Below are 14,199 nucleotides of genomic sequence, written 5' to 3'. Positions count from 1 at the left end.
TTAAAAAAACGGCCTAGTAAATGCCGCCGCATGAAAGCGCACTGTTGCTGTGGTTCTGCTTAGCGAACTCACTGCCGAGTAAGGTTGACTTGGCAGTATTTTCATAAACAGAACTGACAATGTCATATCGTGCTGTGCCAAGGCTGTGCGAATAAAAAAACAATTTGACTATCTGCCGGATAATTGACAGTAAATCTTGAATAGTTAAAGGATACTGGCATACTCTTAGCTAATTGTTTAACTTCAAGCTACCGGAGTAAACGGCCACTATGGCGGTGACGAGTAATTCCACCCTGCTCAAGAAATTGATCCAGCAGAGCATAATTGATGGCGATAAAGTAACGAAACTGATTACCGAAAAGGGTAAACAGTATCGTACTTTGCCTGAACTATTAATCACCGAAAAACTGTTAGATTCGGCTAAGCTGGCGGAAGTGGCGAATAGCGTCAGCCAGCATATTATGCTGGATCTGGATTTCTTTGATGTGAGCTCTATTCCTGAAGACCTACGCAATGAAAAACTCACCCGCAAAAACGATATGCTGCCGTTGGCAAAACGCGGCCGGACTATGTACTTGGCGGTGGTTGATCCAACCAATATGGCGGCGATTGAAGATTTCGAGTTTAACGCTGGCTTAAATGCCGAAATCGTTATTGTGCAGTACGACAAATTAACCAAGCTAATTGAACGCTTATTTGAAAACGCTTATGCCAGCTTAGGCTCAGGTGATGGCGAGTGGGATCTGACGGCCATGGGCGTGGTTGAAGAAGAAACCGACGATACGCCTGCCGTACAAAGCGATAAAGAAGATCAGCCAATCATTACCTTTATCAACAAGATTTTATTAGATGCTATTCGTAAAGGCGCCTCAGATTTACACTTTGAGCCCTATGAAAAAATGTTTCGGATCCGCTTTCGGATTGATGGTATTTTAACTGAGGTGGCCAGCCCACCGGTCGCCCTGTCCACACGGCTATGTGCCCGTTTAAAGGTGATGTCACGGCTGGATATCGCCGAAAAACGCGTTCCACAAGATGGCCGCATTAAACTGAAACTCTCCGCAAAAAAATCTATCGATTTTCGGGTCAGCACTCTGCCAACCTTGTATGGCGAAAAAATCGTAATGCGGATCCTCGACTCTGATAGCGCCATGCTCGGTATCGATATCTTGGGTTATGAGGATGCACAAAAACAATTGTATTTAAATGCCTTAGCTCAGCCACAAGGCATGATCTTAGTAACCGGCCCTACCGGTAGCGGTAAAACCGTTTCGCTGTATACCGGCTTAGCGATTCTGAATACCGAAGAGACCAATATCTCTACCGCGGAAGACCCGGTCGAAATTAACTTACCCGGCATTAACCAAGTTCAGGTGAATGCCCGTGCTGGTTTAACCTTTGCTACCGCCTTACGCGCCTTTTTACGGCAAGATCCGGATGTGGTGATGGTGGGTGAAATTCGAGATTTAGAAACGGCCGAAATCGCCATTAAAGCAGCGCAAACCGGTCACTTGGTGTTATCGACATTACACACCAACTCAGCCCCGGAAACACTGACACGCTTGCTTAACATGGGCGTACCGGCTTATAACGTCGCTAGTTCGGTTTCGTTGATTATTGCCCAGCGCTTAGCGCGGCGGCTTTGCCCGAAATGCAAAGTGCAAGAAGAGATTCCGCAGGCCGAATTACTGCGCCAAGGTTATGAAGAAGATGAAGTGCATAACATCAAAATCTTTAAACCGATTGGCTGTGAGCATTGCACCAACGGCTATAAAGGCCGCGTGGGTATCTATGAAGTGATGCCGATCAGCCCAAAAATGGCGGATATAATTATGCAAAACGGTAACTCCATTGATATCGCTAATCAGGCAAAACTGGATGGTATTAATAACTTACGCCGCTCCGGTTTATTAAAAGCAGCCGCGGGTGTCACCAGCCTGGCAGAAGTTAATCGCGTAACCAAAGGCTAACGGCTTACTGACTTAGCATTAGATAGATTAAAGCGACAACCAATTTGAAATAGCGTGAATAGAGCGGGCAAAAGGATAATCACAGATGGCGCAGGAACAAAAATTTAAAATAAAAGAACTGCACACCTTTACCTATAAAGGCGTAAACCGCAAAGGTGATCGCAAAACCGGTGAAATTAAAGCCACCAGCGTTGCTGAAGCTAAAGCCCTTGTGCGCCAACAGGGCATCACCCCTTCTGCGGTGAAAAAGAAACCTAAGTCGCTGTTTGGTGGTGAGAAAAAAATCACTGCAGCCGATATTTCTATTGTCACCCGCCAGATTGCTACTATGCTGGGCGCTGGCGTACCCTTGGTGCAATCGATCGATCTCATCGCCAATGGCTCTGATAACAAAAGCCTGCGCGTTTTAATGCAAAAAATTTCGGTGAAAATTCAAGCGGGTTTACCGCTTTCTGAGACGCTACGCGAACACCCCAAATATTTTGATGAACTGTATTGTGATTTAGTGAAATCGGGTGAGCAATCAGGTGCCTTAGATCGGATTTTTGACCGCATTGCGATTTACAAAGAAAAAGCCGAAGCGCTAAAATCAAAAATTAAAAAAGCGATGTTTTATCCCATAGCAGTATTAGTCATTGCAGCCATTGTAACCTCTATTTTGCTAATCTTTGTCGTGCCGCAATTTGCTTCTATTTTTGCAGGTTTTGGCGCTGAGCTTCCTGCTTTTACCTTATTTGTTTTGGGCATATCTGAGCTTATGCAAAGTTATTGGTGGGTGGTACTGGGTGTGATTATGCTCACGGGTTATTTTGTTGGTAAAGCTTATAAAAACAACCTGAAGTTTCGCACCGCATCGGATGCATTTATATTAAAGGCCCCGGTGATTGGTAATATTTTGAACAAAGCGGCGGTAGCACGTTTTGCTCGCACTTTATCCACTACCTTCGCCGCCGGTGTGCCACTGATTGAGGCTTTAGAATCGGCTGCGGGTGCCTCAGGCAATGAGATTTACCGCAATGCCATATTAGAAGTACGCGATGAAGTCTCTTCCGGTAATCAAATGCACTCATCGATGAAACAAACTGATCGCTTCCCAGAGATGGTCATTCAAATGGTCTCTATTGGCGAAGAATCGGGTGCTTTAGACAGCATGCTATCGAAGGTCGCCAATATTTATGAGCAAGAAGTTGATGATGCGGTGGATGGCTTAACTGCCTTGCTAGAGCCAATGATTATGGCAGTGCTGGGTGTAGTCATTGGTGGCTTGATTATTGCGATGTATTTACCGATCTTCCAATTAGGCGACATAGTAGGATGAGTGAGTTAAGTTTAGTTTTTAGCACTTATCCTTGGCTTTTTTTAAGCCTAGTGGCGTTATTTAGCTTAGTGATTGGCAGCTTTTTAAATGTACTGATCTATCGGCTACCGATTATGATGGAGCGCGAATGGCAAGCGGAATTTCAAGAATATTTTCAGCCTAACCAGCAACATAAAGCGGCAACCCCTTTTAACTTAGCTGTGCCACGTTCAGCTTGCCCAAAGTGCCAACAACCGATTGCCGCTTACGATAATATCCCGCTGTTAAGTTGGCTATACTTAAAAGGCCGTTGCCGGCAGTGTAAAACCGCCATTAGTGCACGTTATCCTGCGGTAGAGTTGTTAACAGCCGTACTGTCTACCTTGGTCGCTTGGCAATATGGCCCGACTCTGACCAGTGCAGTACTGATTTTTTTAACCTGGGGCTTAGTGGCGCTAAGCTTTATTGATATTGATAAAATGCTGCTGCCGGATCAACTGACCTTACCGCTGCTCTGGTTGATGTTGTTATTTAGCATAACTAGCAGTGCCATAGTTAATCCAGAACAAGCCTTGCTTGGTGCCGCAGCCGGTTATTTAAGCCTGTGGTCGGTGTACTGGGCTTTTAAGTTACTGACCGGCAAAGAAGGTATGGGTTATGGTGATTTTAAACTGTTAGCGATTTTTGGTGCTTTGCTAGGCTGGCAGCAATTACCTCTGATTATTTTACTGTCGTCTGTAGTTGGTGCGGTGATTGGTGTGACTTTGCTCAGCATTCAAGGTAAAGATAAAGCGACCCCTATCCCCTTTGGCCCCTATATTGCCGCAGCAGGCTGGATTGCCATGCTCTGGGGTGAGCAAATGACGGGCGCCTATCTGCGTTATCTCGGCCTATGAAGCAGCCTGCTGCGATAACATCACTGCTGATTGGCCTGACCGGCGGCATAGGGAGCGGTAAAAGCACGGTAGCAGAACATTTTAAAGCGCTGGGCGCTCATTATGTTGATGCCGATATCGTTGCTCGCGAGGTGGTAAAGCCTGGCAGCCCTTGTTTAGCGGCTATCGTGCAACACTTTGGCCAAGGTATGTTGTTAGCTGATGGTCAGTTGGATCGCGCAGCATTACGCAAGAAAATCTTTGCCGATAGCGCCGCCAAACGCTGGTTAGAACAATTACTTCACCCGGCGATCCGCAGCGAGTTACTTAGCCAACTGGCGGCCAGCACGACACCTTATACACTTCTCGTGGCGCCCTTATTACTTGAGAACGGTTTAGATAAAGTGGTGTCTCGGGTGTTGGTTGTGGATGTGAGCGAACAAACGCAGTTAGCCCGCACAACCACGCGCGATAACAACAGTGAAAGCCAGGTTCGTGCCATTATGGCAGCACAAATCGACAGAGCCGCTCGCTTAGCCGCTGCGGATGATATTATCGATAACAATGGCACGGCCGCAGAGTTGTTGCCGCAAATTAGCCGCTTACATCAAGCGTATCTTGCAATGAGCCAAAAAATAGGTGAAAAACCGCAGTGACGACTGCCGAATTAATTTACGAACATCCGCTTAACGAAAAAATCCGCACCTACTTACGGGTTGAGCACTTATTTACCCAACTCAATAGCCTGGCCGACCTAGAAAATGAAGCACAGCAGCTCAGTTATTTTAGCGCCTTATTTACGCTAATTGATGTGTTAGATCGGCATGATATCCGCCCCGATTTACTGAAAGATATTGAACGCTGTGAAAATCAATTAGTGCAATGGTCACGCCATCCGTCGGTGTCTGATAAAAAGCTGCAAGTGATGCTGCAACAAGCGCTGCGTTTACAAAGCGACTTATTGCGCAGTGGCAAATTAAGTAGCCCGCTCAAAGACGATGTGTTTTTAGCGCCGCTGCGCCAACGGTTTGGCTTACCCGGTGGGTGCTGTTACTTTGATATGCCACAGCTACAATATTGGCTAGCCTTACCGCGGGCAGAACGACAACAGCAACGCGCAGAATGGCATAACGCCTTGCAACAAACGGAGCAAGCGATTAAATTTGTACTTAGCTTTGTGCGTGAACGTGGCCATTTTCAAACCATCAGCAGTGATAACGGTTTTTACCAACAAAATGCTGAACAATTTGAACTGCTGCGCATTAAATATCAGCTGTCGGGTGGCTCTTTTCCTACGGTGAGCGGTAATCGTTATCGCTATGCCATCCGCTTTATGCAATTAACCGAGCAAGCCGGCCGCAGTGTGTGTGCTGAAGCGGTAAGTTTTCAATTAGCTTGCTGTTAATTGCTGTGATGGCTTAAATAAGCTGATGTTGATGTCGCTTAACATAGCCATTAAGCTTAGCGCTGAAGCAAGGCTTAACATAGAGCCAACATGCAAGCGCTATCACTTCGCTTAACGCATACAGCGCTGATCTGTTACACTCTCTACCTATTTTGTTGCTGTCACCGATCTCACAGTAACAGCCGTTAGAGGAGCCCTACATGACCACCACCATTCAATGCCCAACCTGTAAAACACCGGTTATTTGGCAACCTGAATCCGTATTTCGCCCTTTTTGTAGCGAGCGCTGTAAGTTAATCGACTTAGGTGATTGGGCCGCAGAAAATCATCGTATTCCCGATAAAATGCCGATTGATGCAGCGTTATCAGAAGCCTATTTAGCAGAATTAGAGCAAGAAATGATAGCGCAGGATAATCAGTTTTTTAAAAATACAGATTAATGCAAAATGCGCTTAACTCAGTTCACAGTTAAGCATGAGCTTAGCTGTGAGTGTTGAGTGTTGAGTGTTGAGTGTTGAGTGTTGAGATATTAGAGAAAGTGTTGTTGCAGATGTTCAACAATTGGCTGATTGGCATCGGGCAGTGCAATAGTATCAAGCTCACTGATAGCAAACCACTTTACTGCTTGACCTTCTAAGCCTTGCGGCTCACCACTAAACTCAGTGACCAAGCGAATATCCAAAAACACTTCACGCTCTGGATATTGATAACGCAATTGCAGCAAAGGGGAACTGGCCTGCACTGCAATACCAATTTCTTCGGCTAATTCGCGAACCAAGGCGTGCTCTGTTAACTCACCTTGTTCCAGCTTACCGCCTGGAAACTCCCATTTCCCCCCTTGATGCTGTGATGCTTTACGCAAGGCAAGCAACACCTGCTGTTGACGCACAATCACGCCAACAGCCACATGCAACACCGCTTTAGCTAAGTTGGCCATGACAGTGCTTGTATTTTTTACCTGAACCACAAGGACAGGCGTCATTCCGCCCTACTTTAGCACCGTCACGCATCACTGGGGCAGCGTTTTGCATACCTTCTGGTAAATCACTAGCTAACTGCTCGGCATCCGCATGTTGATAGTTATGCGGTACATTGTCAGCTTGACGACGTTGCTCTTCAACTGCCTCAACATCTTCTGCCGCTTTCACTTGCACGCGACTAAGAATACCAATCACATCCAGTTTCAGTGCTTCCAACATGTTGGTGAATAACTCAAAAGATTCGCGCTTATATTCTTGCTTCGGATTCTTCTGCGCATAACCACGTAGGTTGATCGCTTGACGCAAGTGATCCATCGCCGCCAAATGCTCTTTCCAGTGTGTATCTAAGCTTTGTAACATAATGGCTTTTTCGAACTGACGTAGCACTTGTGGGCCGACCATCTGTTCTTTTGAATTGTAAGACGCGCTCACTTCTGCTTGAATACGCTCACGTAGCTTCTCTTCAAACAGCTTTTTGTCATCCGCTAACCATTGGCTAATCGGCAATGCCACGCCAAAGTCGGCTTGCAGACGCTGCTCTAAACCAGGGATATCCCACATTTCGTCCATAGACTGTGGCGGGATATAGTCATTAATCATGCTGTTAACAACGTCATCACGAATGGCATGAATGGTTTCACTAATATCGTCGGCATCTAACAAGTCATTACGTTGCTCATACACCACTTTACGTTGGTCATTAGCTACGTCATCAAATTCAAGTAACTGCTTACGAATATCAAAGTTACGCGCTTCCACTTTACGTTGTGCGTTTTCAATGGCACGACTGACCCAAGGGTGCTCGATAGCTTCACCTGGCGCCATACCAATACGGCGCATCATCGCCGCCATCCGATCTGAGGCGAAAATCCGCATCAAGGCATCTTCTAGCGATAAGTAAAAACGGGAAATACCTGGGTCACCTTGACGACCGGCACGACCACGTAACTGGTTATCAATACGACGCGATTCGTGACGCTCAGTACCAATGATATGCAAACCACCGGCTGCAATCACGGCATCATGGCGTTTCTGCCATTCTGCTTTCGCTGCCGCAACCACTTCGGCATCCGCATCGGCACCTAAGGCTTGTAATTCACTCTGCCAACTGCCGCCTAAGACGATATCGGTACCACGACCCGCCATGTTAGTGGCGATAGTGACCGTACCTGGGCGACCGGCATCAGCAATAATTTGTGCTTCGTTAGCGTGAAACTTAGCGTTTAATACTTGGTGGGTAATTTTGGCTTTGTTCAGTAACGTTGATAAGTATTCTGAGCTTTCAATTGACGCCGTACCTACCAACACAGGACGGCCAGTATCCCGAGCGGTTTTCACATCTTCGATAATGGCGTTGTATTTATCTTCAGCCGTTAAATACACTAAATCGGCCAAATCTTGGCGTACCATCGGCTTGTTGGTCGGTACCACTATGGTTTCTAAACCATAGATTTGTTGGAACTCAAACGCTTCGGTATCAGCAGTACCGGTCATACCGCCTAATTTGTCATATAAGCGGAAATAATTTTGGAAAGTAATAGAGGCCAGCGTTTGGTTTTCGTTTTGAATGCGCACGCCTTCTTTAGCTTCTACCGCTTGGTGTAAGCCTTCAGACCAACGACGGCCTTCCATTGTCCGGCCCGTGTGCTCATCGACAATAACAATATCGCCATCTTTTACAACGTAATCAACATCGCGTTTAAACAACTGGTGCGCACGTAAAGCAGCATATACATGGTGCAGTAGCGTAATATTTGCAGCAGAGAATAAGGTGTCATGTTCGCCAATCATGCCGCGCTCTCGCAACATGTTTTCGACTTGAATTTGACCCGCTTCCGTTAAGTACACCTGACGCGCTTTTTCATCCACGGTAAAGTGACCATCACCGTGTTTATCTTCTTCGTCTTCTTTTTCTTGGCGCACTAACTCGGGTACTAGCACGTTAATCTTTTTATACAGCTCTGAGCTGTCTTCGGCGGGACCGGAGATAATCAGTGGTGTCCGCGCTTCATCGATCAGGATTGAATCCACCTCATCGATAATGGCAAAGGCCAGATCGCGCTGCACACGTTCTTGTGGCGAGAACGCCATGTTGTCACGTAGATAGTCGAAACCGAATTCATTATTGGTGCCGTAAGTGATATCGGCGGCATAGGCTTTCTGCTTTTCTGGGTGTGCCATGCCGGGCACGTTAACACCCACAGTTAAGCCTAAGAAGGTAAACAACGGCTCGTTAGTTTGCGCATCACGCTTTGCCAGATAATCGTTAACGGTAATAACATGTACCGACTTGCCACTCAGAGCATTTAGGTAGGCAGGCAAAGTGGCCGTTAAAGTTTTACCTTCACCGGTACGCATTTCCGAGATTTTACCTTGATGCAGCACCATACCACCGACCAGCTGCACATCAAAGTGACGCATGTCAAACACGCGCTTACTGGCTTCTCGCACGGTGGCGAAGGCTTCAGGCAGGATGTCGTCTAAGGTTGCGCCGTCTTGCACGCGCTGTTTAAATTCGCTGGTTTTCGTTTTTAATTGTTCATCACTCAGCTTTTCGTATTCCGCTTCCAGCGCATTGATTTGCTGTACCTGTTTTTTTAATTTTTTTAAGAAACGGTCATTACGGCTACCAATTAATTTGGCAAAAAATTTTCCAAACATTATCCAGATACCATTTTAAGTTAAAGCTGCAATGCAGCCCTGGCCATGCCAGTATTATCGTCAGTGTGAGGTCTGGCATAATGCTCAGACATGGGCCGAAGTTAACAGGATATGGTGATGGTTTATCCTGCTTTCAAGGGCAGTGGCTACTGCTACTGCCGCAGCCTAAAAACTGTTACACTTTGTGCGTTGTTTTACTATTTCAAACAGGCTGCTGCAAATGAAACGTTATAGCCATAAACCAGAAGATTTAACTAAACTTTTTAGTCATAGCACTCTGGCTGGCGTGCAACAGCAGTTTCAATTAGTCGGTAAACTTAATGCAGAATTGTGTCAGATCCTGCAATTAACACAGCTCACCTCTTGTCAGGTCGCAACCATTAAAGAGGGGCGAGCGATTATTTTATGTAGTTCGGCAGCCTGGGCTACGCGACTAAAAATGCAACGCGACGCCATTCTAGACAATTTCCGCAAAAAAATCTTGCCTGAATTAGCAGGGATTGATATCGAAGTGTCACCCGTGGGTCAAACAAAGCCATTACACGTGCAAGAGCAACCAGCAAAACCCTATTGTGCAACCTTAAGTCATGATACCCGCTTACAGTTACAACAGGCCGCTGCGCAAACCGATGGCCCAGTGCAACAAGCCTTACAGCGCTTATTGCGCAATATGCCGGATAACACACCGCGCTAACGGCAAGGCTTAAAACCGCTTAAGTGAGATCCCATGTTAAATTGCAGACGAAAAAAAAGCCGCTTAGCGGCTTTTTCTTAGGCAAGTTGCGGTGCCAAAAAGGATATCGGCATTTCTGCCTTATCTTCGAAGGTCACAAATTCCCAGTTTTCTTGCTTGGCTAGTACCGCTGATAACAGTTGGTTATTTAAACCATGACCTGTTTTATACGAACGGAACTCACCTAAAATACTGTGGCCAGCCATGTAAAGATCGCCGATGGCATCTAACATCTTGTGCTTAATAAACTCATCGTCATAACGCAGGCCATCTTGGTTTAACACACGGAACTCATCGAGCACCACGGCGTTATCCATGCTGCCACCCAGCGCTAAATTGTTAGCACGTAAAAATTCAACTTCGTGCAGGAAGCCGAAAGTACGCGCACGGCTGATTTCTTTAATAAAGCTGGCGGCTGAAAACTCCATCACCACGTGTTGCGTGGTTTCTGAAATAATCGGGTGATTAAAGTTAATGGCAAAATCTAACTTAAAGCCATTGTAGGGTTTAAATTCTGCCCATTTATCACCGTCTTCTACCCGTACCGTTTGTTTAATACGAATAAACTTCTTCGCTAAACGCTGCTCGGCAATACCCGCTTCTAATAACAAATAGACAAATGGGTTGGCGCTGCCGTCCATAATCGGGATTTCTGCTGAATCAACATCAATAACTAAGTTATCAATGCCCAGGCCAGCAATCGCGGCCATTAAATGCTCAGTGGTAGATAACCGCACACCCTGTTCGTTAATCAAACAGGTACACATTACAGTATCGCCCACTAACGAAGGGGTGATTTTGAAATCGACTACCGGAGACAAGTCTACACGCCGGAATACAATACCGGTATTGTCAGGTGCAGGTCGGAGAGTAAGCGTAACCTTTTCACCTTTGTGTAAACCCACACCGACAGAGCTAACAGTCTGTTGAATGGTACGTTGTTTAATCATAAGTTTTTCCTGCTCAATTAGTAAGCAATCATAAACGGGCGCGCAGCATAGCACATCACTAATAGTATGCCAATTATTAGCTTAACAGCGGATGAATCTCATCTGCTTGACTATGTCCACTTTACACTGTCGCAAAGCGACAGCGATTAATCAGCCTGTTTTCTTAAAAACGCTGGGATATCGAAAATATCGATGCCGCCTTTTGCTTCTGCCTGTGGCTTAGTTTGTGGCAACTCTTCACGTTGTGCCGCAACCGCAGGAGCCGGTTGACGCACAGCATTACCGTGTTGGACATAACTTGTAGTAACAGGTTCAGCGCGATGCGTTGGTACTAAGCTGATATCTGGGCGACGATCCGCACCGATACCCGTTGCCACCACAGTTACGCGTAATTCGTCATGCATTTCTGGGTCAATAACGGCACCCACTACCACGGTCGCATTTTCTGAAGCGAAAGCTTTGACGGCATTACCAACAATTTCAAACTCTTCAATGCTGATATCTAAACCGGCGGTAATGTTTACCAAAATACCTTTCGCACCGGATAAATCGATATCTTCTAACAGTGGGCTAGAAATCGCTTGTTCAGCGGCTTCTTCAGCACGGTCAGGACCACTGGCGCGGCCAGTACCCATCATGGCAGTGCCCATTTCTGACATCACAGTACGTACGTCGGCGAAGTCAACGTTGATCAAACCTGGACGCGTAATAAGTTCAGCAATGCCCTGCACGGCACCCAGTAACACGTTATTAGCGGCTTTAAAGGCATCCAGCAAGCTAGTGCCTTTACCTAATACTTTTAATAACTTATCGTTAGGAATAGTAATTAACGAGTCAACATGTTTGCTTAACTCTAAAATACCTTCATCAGCATAAGCAGTACGCTTTTTACCTTCGAAGGGGAAAGGTTTCGTCACAACCGCAACCGTCAGAATACCTAACTCACGCGCCACTTCCGCAACGATAGGTGCAGCACCTGTACCCGTACCACCGCCCATACCGGCTGCGATAAAGATCATATCCGCGCCTTGTAGGGTTTTCTTGATGGTTTCACGATCTTCTTCTGCCGAACGACGACCAATTTCTGGATTCGCACCCGCACCTAAACCTTTGGTTACACTGGCACCCAGTTGTAAGGTGACGTTGGCAGAGGAATTACGTAGTGCTTGGGCATCGGTATTCGCCGCCACAAACTCTACGCCTTCAATATTGCTAGCAACCATATATTCCACGGCGTTACCACCGCCGCCACCAACACCAATAACTTTAATGACCGCTTCTTGGTTGTGGTTTTCCATTAACTCAAACATAGCTCTCTCTCCGTTTTTTACGCTTACTTAAAACTGACCATTGAACCAGCTGCTAATTTTTTTAAAAAAGCTGCTGACTGAATCACGGCTTTGACTGGCTGCCTTGTTCTGGCTGCGCACGTCCTTGCCATAGAGTAACAAGCCAATGACGCTGGCGTAGGCCGGGTCATTAACATATTCTTTTAAACCGGTGATGTGCATCGGATATCCGACCCGCACCGGCATTTGGAAAATATCTTCGGCAAATTCGACTGCGCCTTCCATCTTGGCGGTACCACCGGTTAACACTAAACCGGCGGCAATTTGCTCTTCTAAACCACTGGAGCGAATTTCTTCTTGCACCAGTTCAAATAATTCTTGGTAACGCGGTTCGACCACTTCCGCTAGGGTATGACGCGACATAGACCGCGCAGCTCGCCCCCCGACACTGGGTACTTCGATGCTTTCTTCTTTACCCACCATGCTGCGCAGCGCGCAAGCATACTGCACTTTGATCTCTTCCGCATGACTAATTGGTGTACGGAAAATTTTCGCGATATCACTGGTGACCTGATTGCCCGCTACCGGGATGACTGCCGTGTGGCGTAAGGCGCCATTGGTGAAGATCGAAATATCGATAGTGCCACCGCCGATATCCACCACGCAGACCCCTAACTCTTTTTCGTCGTCGGTTAACACGGCATAACTTGATGCCAGTGACGAGAAAATAAGCTGATCAACATGTAAGCCACAACGCTCGACACACTTCTCAATATTCTTCGCCATATCGTTCGCACAAGTAATAATGTGTGCCCGTGCTTCCATCCGAACGCCTGACATACCTACTGGGCTTTTAATGCCCTCTTGCATGTCGACCGAGAACTCTTGAGGTAAGACATGCAACATGCGACGCTCGGCGGAAATGGGTACCGATTTCGCTGCATGGATCACATTGGCCACGTCCTCGTTGGTCACTTCGGTATCGTTAATCGGCACCATGCCACTTTCGTTTTGGCAACGAATATGTTTACCGGTAATACCTAAATACACTGACGATACTTGGCAATCCGCCATTAACTCGGCTTCATTGATCGCGCGCTGTACTGCCTGCACCACCAAGTTCAAGTCGTTGACGCCGCCTTTATCCATGCCACGCGATACATGGGTGCCAACACCCACGATGCTCAGCTGATTGTCTGCGGTAATTTCGCCCACAACCGCCTTAATCTGGGCAGTACCGATATCCAAGCCTACAATCAAATCCCGCTCTAATGACTTTGTCATGTTTTTCTCTTTGTCTCTGTTGCACCATAGCGCACGGCAATACCCGTGTCATAACGTAAATCCACTTCCACCATGGCGGCGTTTATCTTGTGTTGCTGCATGGTGGGATACAACTCAACAAACCGCTGAAGCCGCTTTAATGATTCTTCCCTGCCCAGTTGCAGCTGTAAGCCATCGGCTAATTCTAGGCGCCAAGCAAAACGCTCGGTTAACCAAATTTGCCGCACACTAAACTCATGTAACTGCAGCAATTGCTGCATATTAGTAAACATGTTCAGGGCATCCTGCGCTGAGCCTGCTGGCCCATGCAATAGGGGTAGCGAAGTGGTCAGCTGTTCGAGTGGGGCATCAAACACCACCCCTTTGTTGTTGATCAGCTGCTCTGAATTCCACACCGCGACCGGTTGCTGCTCTGTCACCACCACCACCAAGGTATCAGGCCATTGTTTGCGCACGGCGACCTGATAAACCCAGTGTTGTTGTTGCAGGAACTGCTGCACCTGATCCACGTTCACTCTAAAAAAGTTACCGACATATTCCTGTTGAATGCGTTGCTGTAACGCTTTGGCATCCAAATGCTGAAAATTGCCATACAACTTCACTTGTGAAATCGGTACACTTTGTTGATCTTGTACCCATTGCACTAACTTCACTGTTAAATAACCTAAAAACACTAACGAGCAGCCAAAAAACACCAGCCCCGCGATAAAAGCGGCTCGGCTAGGTGTAGCTGGCTCGGTCGCAGTGTTCGTCAT

The 14,199-nt window shown here is 46.7% G+C and carries 13 protein-coding genes; 7 read left to right on the top strand and 6 right to left on the bottom strand.

Annotation, left to right across the window (positions count from 1 at the left end; genetic code table 11):
- The first annotated feature begins 269 nt into the window (after positions 1-269).
- From pilB to yacG, 6 genes are all read left to right on the top strand, one after another.
- Entirely contained in the window at positions 270-1,970 is a 1,701-nt protein-coding gene (pilB, locus tag LMJ53_RS03350; RefSeq protein ID WP_229584802.1) for a type IV-A pilus assembly ATPase PilB, read from the top strand.
- 85 nt (positions 1,971-2,055) lie between these two features.
- Entirely contained in the window at positions 2,056-3,288 is a 1,233-nt protein-coding gene (locus LMJ53_RS03345; protein ID WP_229584801.1) for a type II secretion system F family protein, read from the top strand.
- Positions 3,285-4,163: a prepilin peptidase gene (locus LMJ53_RS03340; RefSeq protein WP_229584800.1), complete on the top strand. Its 879-nt coding sequence runs from the start codon at positions 3,285-3,287 to the stop codon at positions 4,161-4,163. The genes LMJ53_RS03345 and LMJ53_RS03340 overlap by 4 nt, the downstream gene beginning before the upstream one ends.
- Entirely contained in the window at positions 4,160-4,798 is a 639-nt protein-coding gene (gene coaE, locus LMJ53_RS03335; RefSeq protein WP_229584799.1) for a dephospho-CoA kinase, read from the top strand. The genes LMJ53_RS03340 and coaE overlap by 4 nt, the downstream gene beginning before the upstream one ends.
- The gene (gene zapD, locus LMJ53_RS03330) at positions 4,795-5,547 is read left to right on the top strand and encodes a cell division protein ZapD (protein ID WP_229584798.1); all 753 of its coding nucleotides are present in this window, start codon (positions 4,795-4,797) and stop codon (positions 5,545-5,547) included. Before coaE ends, zapD begins: the two co-directional genes overlap by 4 nt.
- 200 nt (positions 5,548-5,747) lie before the next feature.
- The gene (gene yacG, locus LMJ53_RS03325) at positions 5,748-5,987 is read left to right on the top strand and encodes a DNA gyrase inhibitor YacG (RefSeq protein WP_229584797.1); all 240 of its coding nucleotides are present in this window, start codon (positions 5,748-5,750) and stop codon (positions 5,985-5,987) included.
- A gap of 89 nt (positions 5,988-6,076) precedes the next feature.
- Here yacG and mutT read toward each other — a convergent pair whose 3' ends face one another.
- Entirely contained in the window at positions 6,077-6,484 is a 408-nt protein-coding gene (gene mutT / locus LMJ53_RS03320; RefSeq protein ID WP_229584796.1) for an 8-oxo-dGTP diphosphatase MutT, read from the bottom strand.
- Positions 6,468-9,188: a preprotein translocase subunit SecA gene (gene secA, locus LMJ53_RS03315; RefSeq protein WP_229584795.1), complete on the bottom strand. Its 2,721-nt coding sequence runs from the start codon at positions 9,186-9,188 to the stop codon at positions 6,468-6,470. Before secA ends, mutT begins: the two co-directional genes overlap by 17 nt.
- 220 nt (positions 9,189-9,408) lie before the next feature.
- Between secA and LMJ53_RS03310 the strand changes: the two genes are divergently transcribed.
- The gene (locus LMJ53_RS03310; protein WP_229584794.1) at positions 9,409-9,882 is read left to right on the top strand and encodes a DUF721 domain-containing protein; all 474 of its coding nucleotides are present in this window, start codon (positions 9,409-9,411) and stop codon (positions 9,880-9,882) included.
- Between the two features lie 77 nt (positions 9,883-9,959).
- On the opposite strand, the gene lpxC is transcribed toward LMJ53_RS03310, so the two are convergent.
- From lpxC to LMJ53_RS03290, 4 genes are all read right to left on the bottom strand, one after another.
- Positions 9,960-10,871, bottom strand: coding sequence for a UDP-3-O-acyl-N-acetylglucosamine deacetylase (gene lpxC, locus LMJ53_RS03305; RefSeq protein ID WP_229584793.1), 912 nt, complete (start codon positions 10,869-10,871; stop codon positions 9,960-9,962).
- Positions 10,872-11,017: 146 nt separating this feature from the next.
- Positions 11,018-12,181: a cell division protein FtsZ gene (gene ftsZ / locus LMJ53_RS03300; RefSeq protein ID WP_226752151.1), complete on the bottom strand. Its 1,164-nt coding sequence runs from the start codon at positions 12,179-12,181 to the stop codon at positions 11,018-11,020.
- Between the two features lie 27 nt (positions 12,182-12,208).
- On the bottom strand, positions 12,209-13,444 hold the full coding sequence (gene ftsA, locus LMJ53_RS03295) for a cell division protein FtsA (RefSeq protein WP_229584792.1): 1,236 nt from the start codon (positions 13,442-13,444) through the stop codon (positions 12,209-12,211).
- A complete protein-coding gene (locus LMJ53_RS03290) occupies positions 13,441-14,199 on the bottom strand; it encodes a cell division protein FtsQ/DivIB (protein WP_229584791.1) in 759 nt (252 codons plus the stop codon). Before LMJ53_RS03290 ends, ftsA begins: the two co-directional genes overlap by 4 nt.

The organism is Rheinheimera sp. UJ51 (genome assembly GCF_020819615.1).
Classification (GTDB): domain Bacteria; phylum Pseudomonadota; class Gammaproteobacteria; order Enterobacterales; family Alteromonadaceae; genus Alishewanella; species Alishewanella maricola.
This window is presented reverse-complemented; position numbering and strand designations above follow the sequence as displayed.